Here is a 23577-nt window from a genome sequence, read left to right on the forward strand (position 1 = left end):
TTTTCGCCTTAAAAACAAAGACTGTATATGAAAAAATGCGCCTTAACTTAACATTAAGGCGCATCCAAACAAATGCCGGCTAGGTGAGTCGAACACCTGACCTACGGTTTACGATACCGCCGCTCTACCAACTGAGCTAAGCCGGCATATAACAAAAGGATGCTAACTTTCCAGTTAACATCCATACAGCCTAACTCCGGCAGGCGGACTCGAACCGTCGACACCCTGATTAACAGTCAGATGCTCTACCAACTGAGCTATGCCGGAATAAACGCATGGCAACGTCCTACCCTCGCAGGGGGCGATCCCCCAACTACTCTCGGCGTTAAGAAGCTTGACTTCTGTGTTCGACATGGGAACAGGTATATCCTTCTCACTATCGTCACCACACTCTGTGCTAACTTACGTTATCACTTGAGAAAACTTTTGCTCTCTCAAAACTGAACAATATCTATTTTTTCCTTCGAGATTCAACCACTTCTACTTGGTTAAGTCCTCGACCGATTAGTACTAGTCCGCTCCATGTATCACTACACTTCCACTTCTAGCCTATCTACCTGATCATCTTTCAGGGGTCTTACTTGCCCGAAGGCAATGGGAAATCTAATCTCGAGGTGAGTTTCACACTTAGATGCTTTCAGCGTTTATCTCATCCACACATAGCTACCCAGCGATGCTCCTGGCGGAACAACTGGTACACCAGCGGTGTGTCCATCCCGGTCCTCTCGTACTAAGGACAGCGCCTCTCAAATTTCCTACGCCCGCGACGGATAGGGACCGAACTGTCTCACGACGTTCTGAACCCAGCTCGCGTACCGCTTTAATGGGCGAACAGCCCAACCCTTGGGACCGACTACAGCCCCAGGATGCGATGAGCCGACATCGAGGTGCCAAACCTCCCCGTCGATGTGAACTCTTGGGGGAGATAAGCCTGTTATCCCCAGGGTAGCTTTTATCCGTTGAGCGATGGCCCTTCCATACGGTACCACCGGATCACTAAGCCCGACTTTCGTCCCTGCTCGACCTGTCTGTCTCGCAGTCAAGCTCCCTTCTGCCTTTACACTCTACGAATGATTTCCAACCATTCTGAGGGAACCTTTGGGCGCCTCCGTTACTCTTTAGGAGGCGACCGCCCCAGTCAAACTGCCCACCAGACACTGTCTCCCGCCACGATTAGTGGCGCGGGTTAGAGGGTTCATACAACGAGGGTAGTATCCCACCATTGCCTCCTCCGAAACTAGCGTTCCGGATTCTACGGCTCCTACCTATCCTGTACAAGCTGTACAAACACTCAATATCAAGTTACAGTAAAGCTCCATGGGGTCTTTCCGTCCTGTCGCGGGTAACCCGCATCTTCACGGGTATTATAATTTCACCGAGTCTCTCGTTGAGACAGTGCCCAGATCGTTACGCCTTTCGTGCGGGTCGGAACTTACCCGACAAGGAATTTCGCTACCTTAGGACCGTTATAGTTACGGCCGCCGTTTACTGGGGCTTCAGTTCAGAGCTTCGCTTACGCTAACTCATTCCCTTAACCTTCCAGCACCGGGCAGGCGTCAGCCCCTATACGTCATCTTACGATTTTGCAGAAACCTGTGTTTTTGATAAACAGTCGCCTGGGCCTTTTCACTGCGGCTGATCTTGCGATCAGCACCCCTTCTCCCGAAGTTACGGGGTCATTTTGCCGAGTTCCTTAACGAGAGTTCTCTCGCTCACCTTAGGATACTCTCCTCGACTACCTGTGTCGGTTTGCGGTACGGGTAGCTAAACTCTAACTAGAAGCTTTTCTCGGCAGTGTGACGTCAGGAACTTCGCTACTTAAATTTCGCTCCCCATCACAGCTTGTCCTTAAGAAGTAAAGCATTTGACTCTACTTCAGACTTACTGCTTGGACACCCTTTTCCAGCTGGGTGCTTTCCTTAGCCTACTGCGTCCCTCCATTGTTCAAACAAGTTTAACTAGTACAGGAATATCAACCTGTTATCCATCGCCTACGCCTCTCGGCCTCGGCTTAGGTCCCGACTAACCCTGGGAGGACGAGCCTTCCCCAGGAAACCTTAGTCATACGGTGGATAGGATTCTCACCTATCTTTCGCTACTCATACCGGCATTCTCACTTCTAAGCGCTCCAACAGTCCTCACGGTCTGCCTTCATTGCCCTTAGAACGCTCTCCTATCACGCCACCTAATGGTGGCATCCACAGTCTCGGTAATATGTTTAAGCCCCGGTACATTTTCGGCGCAGAATCACTCGACTAGTGAGCTATTACGCACTCTTTAAATGGTGGCTGCTTCTGAGCCAACATCCTAGTTGTCTATGCAACTCCACATCCTTTTCCACTTAACATATATTTAGGGACCTTAACTGGTGGTCTGGGCTGTTCCCCTTTCGACGATGGATCTTATCACTCACCGTCTGACTCCCGGACATAAATCGATGGCATTCGGAGTTTATCTGAATTCGGTAACCCTTGATGGGCCCCTAGTCCAAACAGTGGCTCTACCTCCACGATCCTAATTCCGAGGCTAGCCCTAAAGCTATTTCGGAGAGAACCAGCTATCTCCAAGTTCGTTTGGAATTTCACCGCTACCCACACCTCATCTCAGCACTTTTCAACGTACACGAGTTCGGTCCTCCAGTGCATTTTACTGCACCTTCAACCTGGACATGGGTAGGTCACTTGGTTTCGGGTCTACATCCGCATACTTATATCGCCCTATTCAGACTCGCTTTCGCTTCGGCTCCGTCTCTTCAACTTAACCTGGCATACGAACGTAACTCGCCGGTTCATTCTACAAAAGGCACGCCATCACCCATTAACGGGCTCTGACTTCTTGTAGGCACATGGTTTCAGGAACTATTTCACTCCCCTTCCGGGGTGCTTTTCACCTTTCCCTCACGGTACTGGTTCACTATCGGTCACTAGGTAGTATTTAGCCTTGGGAGATGGTCCTCCCGGATTCCGACGGAATTTCACGTGCTCCGCCGTACTCAGGATCCTGAACTGAGAGAACTTGATTTAACTTACGGGGCTATCACCCTCTCTGGCGAATCTTCCCAGATTCTTCAGCTATCAAGTTCTTTGGTAACTCAAATGTTCAGTCCTACAACCCCAGGAAGCAAGCTTCCTGGTTTGGGCTCTTCCCGTTTCGCTCGCCGCTACTCAGGGAATCGAATTTTCTTTCTGTTCCTGCGGGTACTGAGATGTTTCAGTTCCCCACGTTTACCTTCACACATCCTATGTATTCAGATGCGGATAATAGTCGATTAAAACTATTGGGTTGCCCCATTCGGAAATCCCCGGATCAAAGCTTACTTACAGCTCCCCGAGGCATATCGGTGTTAGTCCCGTCCTTCATCGGCTCCTAGTACCAAGGCATTCACCATGCGCCCTTCCTAACTTAACCTATCTTTACCTACGGTAAAGTGATTAATTGAGTTTAGCGATTAATCTTTGAACTAATCTTGTTTTATAACTCTTTAAATTACGCGGTTTTCTCTCGGTTTAATTATGATTAACAATTAAAATTAGAAAATTATAGATATTATTCAGTTTTCAAAGAACAAAAGAATAAACAACCTTAGTTGTTTAATGGAGAATAGCGGGATCGAACCGCTGACCTCCTGCGTGCAAGGCAGGCGCTCTCCCAGCTGAGCTAATTCCCCATGTATGGGCCTAAATGGACTCGAACCATCGACCTCACGCTTATCAGGCGTGCGCTCTAAACCAGCTGAGCTATAGGCCCGATACGCGTGCTCTGAGAGTAGACCTCTCAAAACTAAACAAAACTTTGACATAGTGTGGGTTTCCGTTTATTCCTTAGAAAGGAGGTGATCCAGCCGCAGGTACTCCTACGGCTACCTTGTTACGACTTCACCCTAATCATCTGTCCCACCTTAGACGGCTAGCTCCTAAAAGGTTACCCCACCGGCTTTGGGTGTTACAAACTCTCATGGTGTGACGGGCGGTGTGTACAAGGCCCGGGAACGTATTCACCGCGGCATGCTGATCCGCGATTACTAGCGATTCCGACTTCGTGTAGGCGAGTTGCAGCCTACAGTCCGAACTGAGAATGGTTTTAAGAGATTAGCTTAACCTCGCGGTCTCGCGACTCGTTGTACCATCCATTGTAGCACGTGTGTAGCCCAGGTCATAAGGGGCATGATGATTTGACGTCGTCCCCACCTTCCTCCGGTTTGTCACCGGCAGTCTCACTAGAGTGCCCAACTTAATGCTGGCAACTAGTAATAAGGGTTGCGCTCGTTGCGGGACTTAACCCAACATCTCACGACACGAGCTGACGACAACCATGCACCACCTGTCATTCTGTCCCCGAAGGGAACCTCTAATCTCTTAGACTGTCAGAAGATGTCAAGACCTGGTAAGGTTCTTCGCGTAGCTTCGAATTAAACCACATGCTCCACCGCTTGTGCGGGCCCCCGTCAATTCTTTTGAGTTTCAACCTTGCGGTCGTACTCCCCAGGCGGATTACTTAATGCGTTAGCTGCAGCACTGAAGGGCGGAAACCCTCCAACACTTAGTAATCATCGTTTACGGCATGGACTACCAGGGTATCTAATCCTGTTCGCTACCCATGCTTTCGAGCCTCAGCGTCAGTTGCAGACCAGACAGCCGCCTTCGCCACTGGTGTTCTTCCATATATCTACGCATTTCACCGCTACACATGGAGTTCCACTGTCCTCTTCTGCACTCAAGTCTCCCAGTTTCCAATGCACTTCTTCGGTTGAGCCGAAGGCTTTCACATTAGACTTAAAAGACCGCCTGCGCTCGCTTTACGCCCAATAAATCCGGATAACGCTTGCCACCTACGTATTACCGCGGCTGCTGGCACGTAGTTAGCCGTGGCTTTCTGGTTAAATACCGTCACTGGGTAAACAGTTACTCTTACCCACGTTCTTCTTTAACAACAGAGCTTTACGAGCCGAAACCCTTCTTCACTCACGCGGCGTTGCTCCATCAGACTTGCGTCCATTGTGGAAGATTCCCTACTGCTGCCTCCCGTAGGAGTCTGGGCCGTGTCTCAGTCCCAATGTGGCCGATTACCCTCTCAGGTCGGCTACGTATCACTGCCTTGGTGAGCCTTTACCTCACCAACTAGCTAATACGCCGCGGGTCCATCCAGAAGTGATAGCAGAGCCATCTTTTAAAAGAAAACCATGCGGTTTTCTCTGTTATACGGTATTAGCATCTGTTTCCAGGTGTTATCCCCTACTTCTGGGCAGGTTACCCACGTGTTACTCACCCGTTCGCCACTCACTTCGTGTTAAAATCTCAATCAGTACAAGTACGTCATAATCAATTAACGGAAGTTCGTTCGACTTGCATGTATTAGGCACGCCGCCAGCGTTCATCCTGAGCCAAGATCAAACTCTCATATTAAATGATGAGTCTTTTTCAAGCTCATTAATTGTTTGTTTTGCGAATTGACTTCGCATAATGTTTTCTTACATAATCTTGCGATTTGTAAGACCCTACACTATTGATTGTCAAAATTTTGTTCAGTTTTCAAAGGTCTACTATCGTTGTCATATCAACGCTGTTAGCGCTTTTGACAACTATTTAACTATATCATCGAGATCAATTACTGTCAATAACTTTTTTTAGCATTTTTTCATAAATCTAATTCGATGACTGCTGCGAACTAACGCTGCTAGAATATAATACCAATTTTACCCGTGATTCGTCAATAGTTTATTTTAAAAAAGTAATAATTACTTAGTAAAGGATTAGAAATTGATTTGTTAACGATTTCATGAAGCTAAAAAAACATCTTTTTCCTTGCGTAAAATGCACAAAAAAAGAATGAGAATTTTGCTATTCTCATTCTTTTCTTAGTTCTTATTTAATCGATGGGTTTCATCGTTGGGAACAATAGTACATCACGAATTGAAGGAGCATCAGTTAGCAACATCACTAAACGATCAATCCCAATTCCAAGTCCCCCTGTTGGTGGCATACCATATTCAAGTGCTTCGATATAATCTTCGTCAATACCTTCAGCTTCATCGTTACCTGCTTCACGTTCTGCAACTTGAGCTTCAAAACGTGCCCGTTGGTCGATAGGATCATTTAATTCAGTAAAGGCATTACCATATTCATTACCTAAGATGTACAACTCAAATCGATCTGTAAAACGATCATCTTCGGCGTTCTTCTTAGCTAGTGGAGAAATTTCTACTGGATGTCCGTAAATAAACACCGGTTGTTTCAATTGGTCTTGAACCTTTTCTTCAAAGAATTCATTGATGATGTGTCCAACTGTCCACCAAGACTCGTAGTGGATACCATTTTCATCAGCAAGTTTCTTCGCATCTTCAACCGACATCTTAGGCCAAAAGTCCACTCCCGCATATTTCTTGATTGCATCGACCATGTGTAGACGTTCAAAATCTTGACCTAAGTCAAGTTCTGTTCCTTGGTACGTAATCTTACCATCATCTGAAACCGCTGCAACTGCTGCCTTAAAAATTCCTTCAGTTTCATCCATTACGTCATGGAAATCAAAGTAAGCTGCGTATGTTTCGAGCATAGTGAATTCAGGATTATGACGAGTATCAATCCCTTCATTTCTGAATACGCGACCGATTTCGTATACTCGTTCCATTCCACCAACAATTAGCCGTTTTAAATGAAGTTCCAACGCAATCCGTAAATATAAATTGATATCTAGGGCATTATGGTGTGTAATAAATGGACGTGCACTAGCTCCACCAGCTTGAGTATGTAGCACTGGTGTTTCAACTTCGGCAAAATCATTACCATCAAGATATCTTCTTACTGCTGAAACAATCTTAGTCCGTTTTCTGAAACGATCCATACTATCATCATTAGCAATTAAATCAAGATAACGTTGACGATAAATTTGTTCAACGTTTTGTAAACCATGGAACTTGTCGGGAAGAGGACGGAGCGCTTTACTTAAGAAAGTTAGTCCCGTTACTTTAATTGTTAATTCACCCATATCGGTTTTCATGACATCCCCAGTTACACCGAGGAAATCACCAATATCAGAACGCTTAAAGACTTTGTATACATCTTCGCCTAAAACATCCTTACGAACGTACAATTGCATTTTTCCAGAACGGTCTTTAAGATCTGCAAAACCGACCTTACCCTTACCACGCTTAGAGATCATACGGCCGGCAATCGTAGCTACCACGCCCTGTTCATCAAGCTCTTCCTTTGTCATATCACTGTACTTTTCGTGTAATTGTGCTGCTAAATGTGTTCTCTCAAAACGATGACCAAATGGATCGATGCCCTTATCACGAAGTTCTTGCATCTTTTCGCGACGAACTCTTAGTTGGTCATTCATACTTGGTTGTTGCTTTTCACCCACTATTTTGTCCCCCTCTTAAATTTATTCAAATATAATTATTACCTACTAAAACAACAAATTGCAACCTTAATTCAAAGTTCTTACTCTTCTAGTTTCGAGTTTTTCAATAAAACTATCAAAAATATTAATCATTTGTTGCTCAGTATCTGCTCCCGTTACAGCCACCTTGGTTCGAGCTGAATGTGGAATACCCTTGAGGTAGTAGGCAGCTTGTCCACGGAATTCTCGCGGACCGACATTTTCACCCTTCAATTCTACTAGAGCGTGTAAATGCTCTTTTGCAATCTCAATTTTTTCTCTTGGTGTAGGTTCATCAATAACTGTTCCATCATTTAAATAAGCTGAAATTCGTTGTAATTCCCATGGATTACCCAGTACAGCACGGCCAATCATTACCGCGTCCGCACCAACTTCATCCAACATTCTTTTGGCATCTTCAGGTGTCCGTACATCTCCATTACCCATAAATGGAATATGTAACTGACTTCCAACTTCTTTTAAAATATTCCAATCTGCTTGTCCAGTATACATTTGTTTACGAGTTCGACCGTGCATAGCAAGCGCAGAAGCACCCGCACGTTCGGCTGCTAATGCATTTTCAACCGCTAAAATATGGTTAGCATCCCAACCAGTTCGCATTTTAACTGTTACTGGTTTTTTAACCGCATCCGTCACGTAAGATACCATCTCATATACCTTATTAGGATCCAGCAACCAACGGGCACCAGCATCAGTATTAACAACTTTGTTTACGGGACATCCCATATTGATGTCAATAATATCTGCATCAGTATTTTGATCAACAAATTTAGCAGCTTCTACTAATGTTTCTTTAGTACCACCAAAAATTTGAATACTCATTGGATGTTCATTTGGATCAACTGTCATCATGCTCAGAGTTTTTTTGTTTCCATAGATAATTCCTCGGTCGGATATCATTTCGCAGACCACTAATCCCGCACCGAATTTTTTACAGATCATTCGAAAAGCAGTATTAGTCACACCGGCCATTGGAGCAACAACTAGTTGATTTGGGATTGTAATGTCCCCAATTTTCCATTCCATTTTTTCACCTCGTCAAACTTTTTATGCATGCAGAATATAATATCACAGAAATTCATGATTGTGGAGAAGCTTACCAATTTCACTTATTTTTGGTCAATGATTTCTTGGAGATCCGCTTCCGAAAATACATACTTATTACCGCAGAAACGACAAACCGCCTCAGCACCATGATCTTCTTCCATCATTTCTTTGATATCTTGTAATGGTAATGCTGAAATTGAATCGCCAAAACGTTCTTTAGAACAATCACATTCAAATTTAACATCCATCTTGTCTAAAAATTTAATCTCATCATCATTGAAAATATCTTTTAAAATTTCCTCTGGTGTTTTACCAGCACGTAACATTTCTGAAACTAGTGGAATTTCTTTCAAACGTTGTTGAAGTTTATCAATAGCATCGTCTGTAGCATCTGGCATAACTTGAATCAAGAAGCCACCTGCCACCCCCACCGTTTCGTCAGGATTAACAAATACTGATACGCCGACGGCAGAAGGGATTTGTTCAGATTGGGCTAAATAATACGTAAAATCGTCCCCAATTTCTCCAGAAACTAAGCCAACTTGTCCAGTAAATGGATCTCCTAGACCCATATCTTTGGTAACAGCCATTACCCCAGCATTCCCAACTGCTTGCCCCACATCAATATGATGATCTTCTTTTAAAGGTAATGAAACATGGGAATTCTGAAGGTAGCCCTTGACCGTTCCGTTCGCATTTCCATCAATCACAATCGTTCCGGTAGGGCCGCCACCATTAATTTTGACAGTTAATTTTTCTTCGCCCTTTAAAACCGACGATGATAATAACAGTGTTGCCGTTAAAGAACGTCCCAATGCAGCAGTTGCGGCACTCCAAGAATCATGACGTTGTTGTGCTTCTTGCACTAAATTAGTGGTACTAACCGCGTAGGCTCGAAACATTCCATCATTTACAATACTTTTAACTAAATAATCTTTCATTTTATACCCGCTTTCATCAAAAAATCGTGAGTGCATTTTGCAACCCACGATTCTTAAATTATTGATTTTCTGAATGATTGTTATCGTCTTTTGGATAATAAACAGTCGTAGCAGAATCACTTTCTGAGCCGTCATGCTTAACTGCCTTAGCAGCTTCATCATGGCGTTCAGCTTCTTTACGTTCTAGTTCTCGTTTAGATTCTTCGAACGTTGCAGCTTTTTCGCTCGGAAATTCAGAAGTAGTTTTCTTTTCAGGCATCTTGCCTGTCTTGAATAAACTAATAATTTGCTTTTCATCAAGTGTTTCATGTTCAAGCAATGCTTCCGCAATAATCTTATGTTGTTCACGATGCTCTTCAATAATCTTACGAGCTTCGTTATAACCTTCAGTAGTAAAGCGCCGAATTTCTTCGTCAATTGTCGCAGCTGTCTTTTCAGAATAAGCTGGTCCACCTTCACCATAGTAGGATTGCCCCGGAGCAGCCAACTCGACTTGACCAATTTTTTCGCTCATCCCATACTGAGTAACCATTGCTCGAGCAATTTGAGTAGCTTGCTCAAAGTCATTTGATGCTCCAGATGATTGTTGGTCAAAAATGATCTCTTCTGCAGCACGACCACCCATCAAACCAGCAATTTGTTCCATAGCATCTTTCTTCGACATTAACATTTGATCTTCACGAGGAAGCATGATGGCATAACCGCCGGCACGTCCACGAGGAACAATTGTAACCTTGTGAACAACTCGTGCATCGTTTAATACCAAACCGACAATTGTATGTCCAGCCTCGTGGAAAGCAACTGTCTGACGTTCCTTCTTGCTAACCACTGCGTTCTTCTTCGCTGGTCCTGCAATTACTCGGTCTTCAGCTTCGTCTAAGTCAGCAGCATCAATCGTCTTCTTATTACGACGAGCAGCTAACAAAGCAGCTTCATTAAGTAAGTTTTCCAAATCAGCTCCAACAAAACCTGGTGTTTGTTTAGCAATTTCTGCTAAATCAACATCACTATCAATTGGCTTATTCTTGGCATGAACTTTCAAAATTGCTTCACGTCCATTAACATCTGGACGACCAACTAAGATCTTACGGTCAAAACGTCCCGGACGTAGTAAAGCTGGGTCTAAAACATCCGAACGGTTAGTAGCAGCCATAACAATGACTCCTTCATTTCCCGTGAACCCATCCATTTCAACCAATAATTGGTTTAAAGTTTGTTCTCGTTCATCATGTCCTCCGCCGGTACCATTGCCACGGCGACGACCTACAGCATCAATTTCATCAATGAAGATGATTGATGGAGCATTTTTCTTAGCTTGGTCAAACAAGTCACGTACACGACTTGCACCAACCCCAACAAACATTTCCACGAAATCCGAACCAGAAATTGAATAGAACGGAACTCCGGCTTCACCGGCTACCGCTTTTGCAAGTAAAGTCTTACCAGTTCCGGGAGGTCCTTCCAAAAGTACCCCCGCTGGGATTCGAGCTCCCAACTGAACAAACTTACGTGGATCTTTCAAGAATTCAACAACTTCAACAAGTTCTTGTTTCTCTTCTTCTTCACCCGCAACGTCAGAGAAGCGAACTTTATTTGCACTCTTATCAGCAGGTTTGACCTTGGATTTACCAAAGTTCATCACCCCTTTACCTCCGCCACCTTGACCGGCTTGACCCATCATCATGTAGAAGATAAAGATAAAGAAAATTAAAGGTAAGCCCGTTACTAGTAATTGAACCCAGAAACTGCTTGATTCTTCTTCTTTAGTTGTGACCTTAACTCCATCAGCTGAAGCAGATTTAGTTATTTCGGTAATTGTTGAATCATTCTGTAGAACTGAAGTTTGGAATCCAGTCACCTTATTAGATGAAACGGTTCCTGGGAATAATCCTGCTGAAGAATCATCCTTTTGTGCAGAACGATATTTACCTGTAACCTTATAAACTCCATTGGCTGGCTGAATATCAAAGCTCTTCACGTTGTCTTTTTTAAGTTGTGAGACAAATTCGCTAGACGAAATAGTAGAAGTTTGGCTATTGCCACCCTTTCCAACTACAGCCGCGATAATTCCCATAATACTCAAAAAAACTACGATATAGAAAAGACTATTTTTAAACAGGCCATTTCTGTTATTTTTCATGTAGTTCCTCCTTGTAAGGCATCAAGAAATATCAGTTACAATCTTGACCATTGACGATATAATACCATATTTGACTAACTTTGACCAATGATTTTATTCGTAAACTTCTGGCTTCAAAACTCCCACATAAGGTAAGTTTCGGTAATAGCCTTGATAGTCTAATCCATAACCCACTACAAACTCTTTAGGTACGGTAAAACCAACGTAGTCAGCTTTAGCTTCTACAACACGTCCAGCTGGCTTGTCTAAGAAGGTACAAATCTTAACGCTTTTCGCATTGCGTGAATATAATAAATCCACAATATAACTTAATGTCCGCCCAGTATCAACGATATCTTCAATAATTAAAACATCGCGTCCATTAACATCTTCAGATAAATCTGACACCAAATCAACAGTTCCCGTTGATTCCATGCCACCTTTGTAACTTGAAACATCGATAAAATCAATTTCAGAATATACATCAAATTCACGAACGACATCCGTTGTGAAGAACATAGCACCCGTTAATACACTTAAGATTAAAGGACGTTTTCCTGCATAGTCCTTTGTTAATTGTTTACCTAAACGTTCGCAAGCTTCCTTTATATCCGCCTTACTGTACAAAACTCTGGCGATATCATTGTCCATGGGGACTTCCTCCAATTCTAAATTCCATAATAAATTGTTGATTATCTTTTAGGAAAGGTTCCTTTAACCAGGCCTTTCGCAAACCTGGTACCCATAAAATTTCATCATCAACATCCGTAATTGCAAAATAACGTTCTCGTTGTTCATTCGGAACCTTTTGATCAATTAACTCTCGACGAATTGTTTTATAACCACCATTTTTAAGTCTTAAGCGGTCGTTGGGGTTTATTTTCCGGATAAAAAGCGGGAACCTCAGCTGATTGGCGCTCAAAACCATCGTCTCGTCAGCATCCAAAGCCGACTTTTGATTAGATAATTGGAATTGAGCATCACCATCTAAATTTAACCACGAATTCAATGTTACCACACGCTTTTTTACTTGTTCACCTTTTACGGTTATTTTTTTACCAATTCGTAGATAATTGTACGTGATTTCAAATTTATAGTTTTTTCCAATGTCGATTGTAGCTTGAGCTTGTTTAGTATTATTAACCAATCGAACTAGCTCATCCAACTTATTCTCATTTATTGCAATTTCCGCATTAACTTCAGTAATAATTTTTAAAATAATTTTTTTCTGCCATGGGAGCGATTCTTTACGTAGTGCCAGCAGATCAAAGCTTTCATCTCTTTGTAACTTAGTAAGTTTTTCAAGAACCACTTGGTCGACTAAGTTAGACTGTTCTAATAGCTGATCTTGATAGTGCTGGATATGTTCAACCACCCTTGGATTTTCTTTTCGAAAAGCAGGAATGATTTCATTTCGCACACGGTTACGTAAAAATTCAGTAGTACGGTTGGTTTGATCTTCAAACCACCGTAATTTATTTTCTTGAGCGGTCTCAATCAAAAATTGCTTAGTAAATTTTAGAAACGGGCGAATTAGCCATCCTTGTGCAAACGTTCGCCGTTCTGGAATTCCATTTAATTGATTTAGCCAGCCCCCCCGAATCACTTGCATTACGAAATTTTCAGCTTGCTCATCCGCATTATGTGCAGTCAATAGTACTTGCGCATGCTGGTCATGCATTACCTGCTTAAAAAAAGTATATCTAAATTCGCGTGCAGCAGCTTCTACTCCATGTTGAGGGTGCTGACTTTTAGGCCAGTCCGTCTCCATAAACGTGATTTGATGCTGTCGACACCATTTATGTAAAAATCGTTCTTCTTCAATACTTTGCTCACGCAGCTGATGATTGACATGGGCAACAATCAATTGTTGATGCTTAATTTTAGTTGAATTTATCAATGCGTTAATTAGCACCGTTGAATCGACTCCCGTTGAAACTGCCACTACGATTTTGAATTGGCTCAGTCCATATTGTTCAACAATCTGATCACCTAGCTCACCGATTTTCATAGTTAACTACGGCGTCCGCCACGGCCACCACGTTTACCATCCGTATTACGTTTTAACGTTGATAAGCGTGACTCACTATCCTTTAAAAATCCAGAGAGCATTTGATCAAAATCTGGTTCCACATTTGAGCTGCGTTGTTCACGATGATTATCGCGATGACTGTGTTGATTATGTGAATACTTTCTATCCATGTTTCCTGCTGGACGGCCATGGAAATTTCCATTGGAATGGTGGGAAGTTGAAGCAACTTTAGCAGTTTCTTTTTGTACGGGATGATCAACTGCCTTTCTAATTGAAAGAGCAATCTTTCCATCGTCCGCAATCGATAAAACCTTAACCTTCACGGTGTCTCCAACATTAAGTACATCATGAATATCCTTAATAAAACCGTCAGAAACTTCACTAATATGGACTAAGCCCGAACGATTCTCCCCCAAATCAATAAAAGCTCCGAAATTTGTAATTCCTGAAACTTTTCCGTCTACCTTAGTTCCAACTTCGATTGTCATAAATACCTATGATCCTCCTAAAAAATTTAATGCTTAATTATACCATTCCACACCGACTCCTTGCGAGTTTTGTTCACGCAAATTCAGTCCATTAATTAACAAAAAAAGCATTAAGATGACCTACGTCATTTCAATGCTTTAATCTAATTTTATTTTGCATCATTTGGCAAATTATAGACAGTTTCACCTTTTTTAGTATAGAGATATTTAGAACGAATCAATTTTTCCAAATATTGTTCATCGTTCATCTGCTTAACTTTGACTTTGAGCGCCTTGTTATCATTTTGAATCTTTTCATAATGCGCTGTTTCCATTGCTAATTTATTATTAACGCTACTTCTGGAAATATGTGCATGGACAATTTGAAAAATAAAAATGGTCGCAATAATCGCGAAAACACCTAAAATAAATAGTGCTCGTTGTTTACGGGCCCTAGCATAGGGATTTACTGCTCCTGTCGCTGTTCTTGCTTTCATACTTCTCTTATTTTTCTTCACATTTTCCATTAAAATAACCTCTCAATTATCTTAAATTATAACAACGCTTTCTTTAACTGTCTATCATTTTTAACTTCTTAATTATTTTCTAAAATCTTGTTCGTAATTTTCGGAAACGATCGTGTACATCCGTTCTGCATCATCTTTTTTCGTAGTATCTAAAAGCTGATCAACTTTAATTACCAACGTTTTATTTCCAAAACGAATTTCAATATGGTCGTTTACTCCCACATTAGTTGAAGATTTAGCCACTTTATCATTGATCAAAATTCGTCCTTGATCAGCTACTTCCTTAGCTAAAGCACGCCGTTTGATAATTCTTGAAACCTTTAAAAATTTATCTAATCTCATTTAACAATCCTCTGTACCATTCTTAAAATTTTTGAACCATAGGGAATAGTCAACCATTCCCGAATACTAAATAACCTGAATTTAAAGATATAACTAATAAAAACACCTGCTCCAACGATTACACCCATTACTGTGATAATAGTAGCGCCGAAGCGTCCTGGAGAAACTACTGTTAATTGTAAAACAATCACGAGTAATTTTACTACTATGAACATTAACAAATTTCCCCAGATGAGTTTCCTTAAAAAGTGATGTTCTCGGTAAACCCGTTTCGACAACTGACTCGGTAATGCATAATTCATCACACCTGCAATCACAGCTAAGCTTAATACTGTCACGAGACTAGCTCCTAAGATTCCCAACCATTGAGTAGCCCAACTATTTAAAACAACTTTAATTATAATTCCTGTGATAATGGCCACCAAGGTCGGTTTAACAGCCCCCGCACTTTGCAAGATGCTGTTATACACAAAGATTAATGCAGCAAAAATCACACTTAAATTGTACACAGCTAGAGCTAAGGAACCTTCCGAACTGCCAAATAGCAGGTGATTGATTTGAGGCATTAAAGCCACCATTCCTATACTGGCAGCCATCGATATGGTTAGTGAAACCCGCAATAGTGAGGTTGCTGATCGATAAAAGGCTTTTGTGTCCCTTTTTTGTAAAGCCTCCGTAAGAGATGGTAGCAACGTGGTGGCAAAAGCCGTAGCAATCACCGTCCCTAATTGAACTAACGGCTGTGCACGATCATAAATCCCCTTCATCGACTTAGCCATTGATTGAGTTAGCCCACCACTGACCAAACTATTTTTAACCGTGAACGAATCTACTAACTGTAGCAAAATAATCATGGCTGCCAATAAGCAAATTACGCCACCTTCAACCACAAAGCGTTTCACTAAAATTTTAAACAGTTGCCAATTAAATTTATGTCGTTTAGCTTTTATTAACTTGGACCCAAACTTTATAAAAAAGAGCGTTGAAGCAACGGCAGCTAAAGTTGAACTAGCCATCGCCCAAGTCCCCATTTTATACACGGACCAATTTAGTTTAACCGCCAATACCGCAACTAAAATAATGATTGAAACCCGCACTACTTGTTCAAGCACTTGTGATTTAGCCGTCGGCGCCACATCATAAATTCCTTGGTAGTAACCCCGCCCCGTCGCCAATAATGGCATAAACAGGAACATAGTCGAAACCATTCGCAATAGTGGGGTTAAACTAACATCCCCCATTGCACCAGCAATCCACCTAGCACCTACCATTAAAAATAAAAATATTAACAATGATAGCCCTGCCAAAATTAGCATCGCATAGCGACTTAAACGTAACCTTTTTTCTTCTTCGGGTTCCTCAGCAATAATTTTTGATATAAAAATCGGAAATCCATTTAATGCAAAGGTCATTCCAATGCCATAAATTGGATAGATTTGTTGGTATACATAAAAACCAGTATTACCAACTAAATTTTGAAGGGGCACTCGATAGACTGCACTTAAAATTTTAGCCACAATTGATGCGATGGATAAAATTAATGCCCCACGCATAACCTTTTTAGCACTCGAATTTTTCACAATCAGTCCTCACACATATTCTTTAAGTTTCTCAATATAATTAAACAGCTGTGTAAACCAATCCTTTTGTGTCATTCGTGGTTGAATTACCAGCTTAATATGCATTTTAGCATCTGATTCCGCTACCGTCGCTCTCAGTCTTGTAACTGATAATGCTTCAAATATCTGCTCACCAGTTAATTTTTGGCTGGCTGCCCTTGTCATAGTTACAGTTAAAATACCGTCCTTGCGGGTGATTCTTTCGACTTGAACTTGATCGGCTATAATTTTCAAGTCGGTAATTTGTAATAAATTATCAACTTCAGCTGGATAATCTCCAAAGCGGTCTAACATATCATCTTGAATATCAACAACTTCTTCATGACTGTTAGCCTGACGTAATCGTTTATAGAATTCGATTTTCTGCTGTTCATCTTCAATATAAGAACTAGGAAGAAAACCTTCGATTCCGAGACTAATCTCACTATCTGAACGCCGTTTAACCTTTTTACCTTGCTTCTTCTTAACCGCATCTGCCAGCATTTGTGAGTATAAATCATATCCAACAGAATCGATAAAGCCATGTTGTTGTTTTCCTAACAGATTTCCCGCGCCTCGAATTGATAAATCTCGCATAGCAATTTTAAATCCAGAACCTAGTTCTGTGAAATCTTTGATGGCTTCCAATCGTTTTTCGCCTAATTCAGTTAACACTCGGTTTTTCTGATACAAGAAATACGCGTAAGCCACCCGTGATGAACGCCCAATTCGACCACGAAGTTGATATAATTGGGAAAGTCCCATATGATCGGCATTTTCCACAAAAAGAGTGTTAGCATTCGGAATATCAATTCCGGTTTCAATGATTGTCGTTGTAACTAACACATCGTACTCACCCGCAATAAATTCAAACAAGATATCTTCTAATTGTTTCTCGGTCATTTGTCCATGAATATAACCCACTCGGGCTTCTGGAACTAATGCTTCAATTTCAGCCACTACTTTTTCAATATCTTGAACTCGATTATGAAGGTAGAAAACCTGTCCATTACGGCGCATTTCTCGCATAATTCCTTCACGAATAGCCCCCGCGTTTTCTTCCATTACATACGTTTGAATCGGATAACGATTAGTTGGCGGTGTTTCAATCACTGACAAATCTCGCACCCCAATCATGGACATGTTCAATGTCCGAGGAATGGGGGTCGCGGTCAAGGTTAAAACATCCACCTGTGATTTAAGCTCTTTAATTCGTTCCTTATGTTTAACCCCAAAACGTTGTTCCTCATCAATTACCAGTAATCCTAAATCTTTAAATTCAACATCCTTAGATAATAGTCGATGGGTTCCAACAATCACGTCTACACTGCCATCTTTTAATCCCTCAAGGGTCTCCTTAACTTGTGCCCCAGTTTGGAAACGAGACAATATTCCCGTTGCAATTGGGTATCCTTCAAACCGTTCATTCATCGTATCAAAATGCTGTTGCGCCAGAATAGTGGTGGGAACTAAAATAGCCACTTGTTTACCACTTTCAACCGCTTTAAAGGCGGCCCGTAACGCAACTTCTGTTTTACCGTAGCCAACATCTCCTACTAGCAAACGATCCATCGGGCGTTCTCTTTCCATATCTTTCTTGATTTCTTCAATGGACCGTAATTGATCTGGAGTTTCAGTATATGGAAAATCATTATCAAATTGACGTTGATAGCTGTCATCTGGTTTAAAAGCAAACCCTTTTTCAGCTTCCCTTTTGGCATACAGTTCAATTAAGTCATCGGCAATGTCTTCAATCTTAGAAGCAACGTTCTTCTTCGTCTTAGCCCAGTCAGAGCCACCCAGTTTATTTAGTTTAGGGCTTTTACCTTCCGCTGCAACGTATTTTTGTACAAGATTTAACTGTGTTACCGGAATAAATAATTGACCACTCCCTTTGTACTGGATGGTCATATAATCTTGATGAACGCCATCGACTTCCATCGTGGTCATTCCCATAAACTTTCCAATCCCGTGATTGACATGAACAACGTAGTCCCCAGTTTTTAGTTCTGTATAACTTTTGAGACGTTCGGCATTTTCCACATGTTGTTGGCGAGGACGTTTTTTAGGAACCTTAGCAAATAGCTCTTTCTCCGTTAACACTACCAATTTCGTACTAGGCATATCAAAACCTTGTGGAAATGATTGTCCAATAATGTTAACCGCTGCCACTTGAATTCGATCAGCATTAACTTTTTGAGCAGTAATCTCAAAATCGTGAAGCACTTCGGTAATTTTTCCTTGTCGTTCTTTGGAATTGGCAAAGATTAACACCGTTTGCTTACGAGCTAACCATCGTTCCACCTCACCTTTTAAAACAGGCATTTGTCCAAAGAAATCTTGGACAGCCCTAGTAGTGATTTCCGTCAACTGGTCAAACTTTAAGCGCCCCATCCCTTTTTGGAACATCGACAAAAATAACTGAGGAACAGACTTTTTCTTGATCAATGTTCGAATATCGACGCCAAAGGATTCGTTATCTAACAACACGTTATTTTTTAACTGATCAACGATCCAACTGGCTTCATTATTTTCAATGTCAGTTTCAGCATCCAAGATCCGGGGATAGTCGTCTAAAACTAGCGTGCCCTTTGTTAGATAATCTAGCAATGAAGTTTTAGCTGCATACAATTGTTTAGCGTACATTGTATCTTCTTGAATCAGTTGGTGGTGTTTCCAGCGCTCGATTACTTCATTAATATTTTGTTGTAAAGCCTCAAAGTTTTCTTCACTTAATTTTTTTTGAGCTTGCGCCAGCTCGTTATTCATCGTTTTAATTGCTTGGTTTAATTTTGTTTCATTTATTATCAAGTCTGTAGCGGGCAATACTTCAATTTTTTCGATATTTTCAATACTTCGCTGGGTTGCTTGATCAAAAGTTCGCAGCGAATCGATTTCGATATCAAAAAAATCCATTCGGATTGGGTCATCTTGATTAAGTGGAAAAATATCAACTACCGAACCTCGAACCGCAAATTCACCTTTCTTTTCCACCTGTTCAACCCGTTGGTATCCCAGCGCATTCAGATCGCTAATTAAAGTTTGAAACTCATATTCAGCTCCCACTTCCAGAGTGATTCGAGCTTCAATAACATCCTTAGGTTCGGGAACTAATCGGCGTAAACCGGATGTAGAAGTAATAAAAATACCTGTCTTTGATGTCGCTAAAGCACTTAAAAATTGGATTCGTGCCGTACGATAATTTGGCGAACTAGTGGCCACCTCGGCCGCAATAATCTCTTCAGCTGGAAACCAATACGTATCAATCTCGGACTGTTCTTCTTTAAACATGTTATAGACATGTTCGGCCCGCGCTAAGCTATCTGTTACATATAAAATTGGGGCTGATTTAGTTTCAATAATCGTACTTAAGAAAAGTTGTTTAGCCGGCTCTAGTAAACCAGTAACTAATTGCCGCGACCCTTTTTGGAGAGCATCAACAACGGTTGTAACTCCCGAATCAGATGCAAAAATTTCATTTATATTCATACTTGCTCCTAAATAATCCTAGTTGTATTTATTCATTAGCTGACTGAAATTTTCAATTGTAGTCCAATCTTCTAATGCTGCTACTGCATTTTGAACACCAATTTCAAAATCGGTTATCTGTTCCTTCCTAAACTTACCTAGTACGTAATCCACGACGCTTTCTTTAGTCGGATGATCAATCCCTACTCGCACTCGATTAAAGGATTGGGTTCCTACATGGGCTATTATACTTTTAATCCCATTATGTCCCCCGGCTGAGCCCTTTTGACGAAGTCGAATTTTACCAACTGGCATATCCATGTCATCATAGGCCACAATCATGTCATTTAAATCAACATCGTAGTAATCCATTAAAGGACGCACTGCTCGACCAGAATCGTTCATATAAGTAGTTGGTTTTACTAACAAAACTTTTTCACCATTTACTCGAAAATCTGCGATCAAGGCATCACTTTGAACTTTAAAATTATTTATATCATGCTTTTTTGCTAATTCATCGACAACCATAAAACCAGTATTATGGCGCGTTTTATCATATTCTTTACCAATATTTCCTAAACCCACAATCATTTTCATGTTATTTTTCCACCCTCAACACGCAAAAACGGCTGAAAGAGCAAAAACCCCTCAGCTGTCCACGTTTATTTTCATGTAATATTACCATATTATTGACCCCAAGCGGGTCTTTTAACCTCTAACTTATCAATCACTTTACTAACTGTACCCGAACTTCATAAAATTTTTACTCAACTTTCTTTTATGAAAATGCTATACTTAGTATTGTTTGATAAATTCAAATATTATATGAAAAAAGGGGATTGATCTTTTGTCTAAAATTCAAAACCATCAAAAAGTTGTATTAGTCGGCGACGGCGCTGTAGGTTCAAGTTATGCCTTTGCAATGGCACAACAAGGAATTGCAGAAGAATTCGTAATCGTTGATGTTGTTAAGGACCGTACTGTTGGTGACGCACTTGATCTTGAAGATGCTACTCCATTTACTGCACCTAAGAACATTTACTCAGGTGAATATTCTGACTGTAAAGATGCAGATCTTGTAGTTATCACTGCTGGTGCTCCACAAAAACCAGGTGAAACACGTCTTGACCTTGTTAACAAGAACTTAAACATTCTTTCAACAATCGTTAAGCCAGTTGTTGACTCAGGCTTCGACGGTATCTTCTTAGTTGCTGCTAACCCAGTTGATATCCTTACTTACGCAACATGGAAATTCTCAGGATTCCCTAAAGAAAAGGTTATCGGTTCAGGTATTTCTCTTGATTCAGCACGTCTACGTGTTGCTCTTGGTAAGAAATTCAACGTTAGCCCTGACTCAGTTGATGCATACATCATGGGTGAACATGGTGACAGTGAATTCGCTGCTTACTCAACTGCTTCAATCGGTACAAAGCCATTGCTTGATATCGCTAAAGAAGAAGGCGTTTCAACTGACGAATTAGCTGAAATCGAAGACAGTGTTCGTAACAAAGCTTACGAAATCATCAACAAGAAGGGTGCTACATTCTACGGTGTTGGTACTGCTTTGATGCGTATTTCAAAAGCTATCTTGCGTGACGAAAATGCTGTATTGCCTGTTGGTGCTTACATGGACGGCGAATATGGTTTGAATGACATCTACATCGGTACACCTGCTGTTATTAACGGCCAAGGTTTGAACCGTGTTATCGAATCACCACTTAGTGATGACGAAATGAAGAAGATGACAGATTCAGCTACAACATTGAAAAAAGTTCTTACAGATGGTTTGAAAGCTCTTGAAGAAAAATAAGCTTTTCAACATCAACTAATTTCAAATAGTTGAAAAAACGACTCTGAATAAATATTCAGAGTCGTTTTTTTATGCCCAATTTACTAATTTCACGCTTCTAACATTACTTCTTCATAAAAAGATAGCATTTCTTCTGATATAATAAGTAAGTAATATTTACCGTATGCAATTAATTACTAGATAATAATAACTGATTAAATATTTTGAAGATAGCAAACACTTTTAATGTTTTAGTTATTTAATTTTTCTATATATTCTCTCGTCATTAAAAATCAACCACTCCATGTTGACCTGTATTTTTCTATTTACTAAATAAAAATATATAAATAGGCTTGATTAATATTCTTTATTACAGTAATGTTACAGAGGATAAAATTTATTTCGGAGGCTCACGATGCAACGTAGATCAAATCATCTTAAAAAAACAAGGAAACTTCCTTACATAATACTTGGTGCAGTCGCTGCTGTGCTAGTCTTAATTTATGCAGGAGGAGCAATCCACTACAGTACTTCCAACACATTCATGCCTAATACTGTAATTGATGGCGTAAATGTTGCTGGGAAAAATGTAAATCAGGCACAAACACTGGTTAACAATCATGTTAAAAACCAAACTTTTAATTTAACTGAAAAAAACAAAGTTCTCAAAACTGCTAAATATGCAGATGCAGGTTTAACCTCTTCTGATAATAAGACTATAGCTAAGCTTCTCAATAAACAAAATGCTTTAATGTGGCCCCTACAACTTGTCCATGCCGCTAATGCTGATAACACAGTAAACGCAACTAGCAAGGCTAAATTAGAAGAATTTGCTAAAAAAACAGCGATTACTTTGAATAAGAATCGTAATACTGGTTCAGCTTCCGCTATTAGTGCCACTGAACTGGCTAGCTCAAGCTCTAAAAAAGATAATAAGATAATTAGTTCTACTGCGCTTGCAGAGGAAATCAAAACCAGCATCGCAAAAGGACAAAAAGATATTGATTTAACCAAAACATATCAATCAGCTACTGTTAATTCAGATGATATTCAAAAACAAATTAAAAAGTATACAGCAGAAAAAATTACTTATAACATCAACGGTACCAATGTCACTATTCCAAGTGATACTTTAAAGCAGTGGATAGTTCTTACTTCTAAAAACGACGGTACTCAAACTGTTTCGGTCGATAATGCCCAAGTTAAAGCCTATCTAGATGACTTAAACGATAAGTATTCTACCTATGGAGCTAGTGTGACCTTTAATAGTACTAAACGTGGTTCTCAAACTGTTAAAAATGAAATTTTTGGTTGGACTATTGATACTACCACCGACGCAGCTGATATAGCCCAAAAAATTGCAACTGGTAAAGACTTCACCGAAAAAGCTACAATTTCAGGTTCTGGACAATCTCTTAAAAAAGGTGAACTCGGATCAACGTATGTCGAAGTTGATAAAACTAACCAACATATGTGGTATTACAAAGACGGCAAGCTTAAAATTTCAACTGATGTTGTTACTGGAATGCCTGCAAATAATGATGACACTCCAACTGGTGTGTTCTTTGTTTGGAATAAAAAACGTAATGCTACCCTAAAAGGTAAAAATACGGATGGCTCTAATTATGCCTCACCAGTCAGCTACTGGATGCCAATTGATTATACTGGAGTTGGTCTCCATGATGCTTCATGGCAACCTAAATTTGGTGGAGATTGGTATAAAACCCATGGTTCCCATGGTTGTGTCAACACTCCACCTGCAACAATGAAAACTGTTTATGCTGAAGTAGCCCTCGGAACACCGGTAGTCGTGTTCTAAATTATCATTTTGTGTTATTATTAAATT

At 40.7% G+C, this 23577-nt stretch carries 14 protein-coding genes, 4 tRNA genes and 3 rRNA genes; 2 read left to right on the top strand and 19 right to left on the bottom strand.

Annotated elements, in window-relative coordinates; translation table 11 throughout:
- Positions 1-73 precede the first annotated feature (73 nt).
- From PEPE_RS07450 to pth, 19 genes are all read right to left on the bottom strand, one after another.
- Positions 74-146, bottom strand: a tRNA-Thr gene (locus PEPE_RS07450).
- A gap of 48 nt (positions 147-194) precedes the next feature.
- Positions 195-267, bottom strand: a tRNA-Asn gene (locus tag PEPE_RS07455).
- 6 nt (positions 268-273) lie between these two features.
- Positions 274-390 (bottom strand): 5S ribosomal RNA (gene rrf / locus PEPE_RS07460).
- A gap of 94 nt (positions 391-484) precedes the next feature.
- Positions 485-3408 (bottom strand): 23S ribosomal RNA (locus tag PEPE_RS07465).
- A 186-nt stretch (positions 3409-3594) separates the two neighbouring features.
- Positions 3595-3667, bottom strand: a tRNA-Ala gene (locus PEPE_RS07470).
- A gap of 5 nt (positions 3668-3672) precedes the next feature.
- A tRNA-Ile gene (locus PEPE_RS07475) sits at positions 3673-3747 on the bottom strand.
- A 78-nt stretch (positions 3748-3825) separates the two neighbouring features.
- Positions 3826-5402 (bottom strand): 16S ribosomal RNA (locus PEPE_RS07480).
- The 16S, 23S and 5S rRNA genes sit together here with 4 tRNA genes alongside, the layout of an rRNA operon.
- Before the next feature lie 463 nt (positions 5403-5865).
- Positions 5866-7362 (bottom strand): lysine--tRNA ligase, encoded by a 1497-nt coding sequence (gene lysS / locus PEPE_RS07485; protein ID WP_002833036.1) that lies wholly within the window; start codon positions 7360-7362, stop codon positions 5866-5868.
- A 66-nt stretch (positions 7363-7428) separates the two neighbouring features.
- Positions 7429-8427, bottom strand: a complete 999-nt coding sequence (gene dusB, locus PEPE_RS07490; protein WP_011673716.1) for a tRNA dihydrouridine synthase DusB — start codon at positions 8425-8427, stop codon at positions 7429-7431.
- 83 nt (positions 8428-8510) lie between these two features.
- On the bottom strand, positions 8511-9389 hold the full coding sequence (gene hslO, locus PEPE_RS07495; RefSeq protein WP_002833034.1) for an Hsp33 family molecular chaperone HslO: 879 nt from the start codon (positions 9387-9389) through the stop codon (positions 8511-8513).
- Between the two features lie 58 nt (positions 9390-9447).
- On the bottom strand, positions 9448-11529 hold the full coding sequence (gene ftsH / locus PEPE_RS07500; protein WP_011673718.1) for an ATP-dependent zinc metalloprotease FtsH: 2082 nt from the start codon (positions 11527-11529) through the stop codon (positions 9448-9450).
- 93 nt (positions 11530-11622) lie between these two features.
- Positions 11623-12159 carry a hypoxanthine phosphoribosyltransferase gene (gene hpt / locus PEPE_RS07505; protein WP_002833031.1) on the bottom strand — a complete coding sequence of 179 codons (537 nt, stop codon included), beginning with the start codon at positions 12157-12159 and terminating at the stop codon, positions 11623-11625.
- Entirely contained in the window at positions 12149-13519 is a 1371-nt protein-coding gene (gene tilS / locus PEPE_RS07510) for a tRNA lysidine(34) synthetase TilS (RefSeq protein ID WP_011673719.1), read from the bottom strand. Before tilS ends, hpt begins: the two co-directional genes overlap by 11 nt.
- Before the next feature lie 2 nt (positions 13520-13521).
- Positions 13522-14028: a S1 domain-containing RNA-binding protein gene (locus PEPE_RS07515; RefSeq protein WP_002833029.1), complete on the bottom strand. Its 507-nt coding sequence runs from the start codon at positions 14026-14028 to the stop codon at positions 13522-13524.
- 149 nt (positions 14029-14177) lie between these two features.
- A complete protein-coding gene (locus tag PEPE_RS07520; RefSeq protein WP_011673720.1) occupies positions 14178-14534 on the bottom strand; it encodes an FtsB family cell division protein in 357 nt (118 codons plus the stop codon).
- Between the two features lie 72 nt (positions 14535-14606).
- Positions 14607-14876, bottom strand: coding sequence for an RNA-binding S4 domain-containing protein (locus PEPE_RS07525; RefSeq protein WP_002833026.1), 270 nt, complete (start codon positions 14874-14876; stop codon positions 14607-14609).
- Positions 14873-16456 carry a polysaccharide biosynthesis protein gene (locus PEPE_RS07530; protein WP_011673721.1) on the bottom strand — a complete coding sequence of 528 codons (1584 nt, stop codon included), beginning with the start codon at positions 16454-16456 and terminating at the stop codon, positions 14873-14875. The genes PEPE_RS07525 and PEPE_RS07530 overlap by 4 nt, the downstream gene beginning before the upstream one ends.
- A gap of 9 nt (positions 16457-16465) precedes the next feature.
- Positions 16466-19963 (bottom strand): transcription-repair coupling factor, encoded by a 3498-nt coding sequence (gene mfd, locus PEPE_RS07535; RefSeq protein WP_011673722.1) that lies wholly within the window; start codon positions 19961-19963, stop codon positions 16466-16468.
- 18 nt (positions 19964-19981) lie between these two features.
- Positions 19982-20539, bottom strand: a complete 558-nt coding sequence (gene pth / locus PEPE_RS07540) for an aminoacyl-tRNA hydrolase (RefSeq protein WP_002833022.1) — start codon at positions 20537-20539, stop codon at positions 19982-19984.
- Between the two features lie 250 nt (positions 20540-20789).
- Between pth and PEPE_RS07545 the strand changes: the two genes are divergently transcribed.
- Both PEPE_RS07545 and PEPE_RS07550 read left to right on the top strand, forming a co-directional pair.
- Positions 20790-21752 (top strand): L-lactate dehydrogenase, encoded by a 963-nt coding sequence (locus tag PEPE_RS07545; protein ID WP_002833021.1) that lies wholly within the window; start codon positions 20790-20792, stop codon positions 21750-21752.
- 394 nt (positions 21753-22146) lie between these two features.
- Entirely contained in the window at positions 22147-23550 is a 1404-nt protein-coding gene (locus PEPE_RS07550) for a L,D-transpeptidase family protein (RefSeq protein WP_011673723.1), read from the top strand.
- The last annotated feature ends 27 nt before the right edge of the window (positions 23551-23577 follow it).

The sequence above is a fragment of the Pediococcus pentosaceus ATCC 25745 genome, from assembly GCF_000014505.1.
GTDB lineage: Bacteria > Bacillota > Bacilli > Lactobacillales > Lactobacillaceae > Pediococcus > Pediococcus pentosaceus.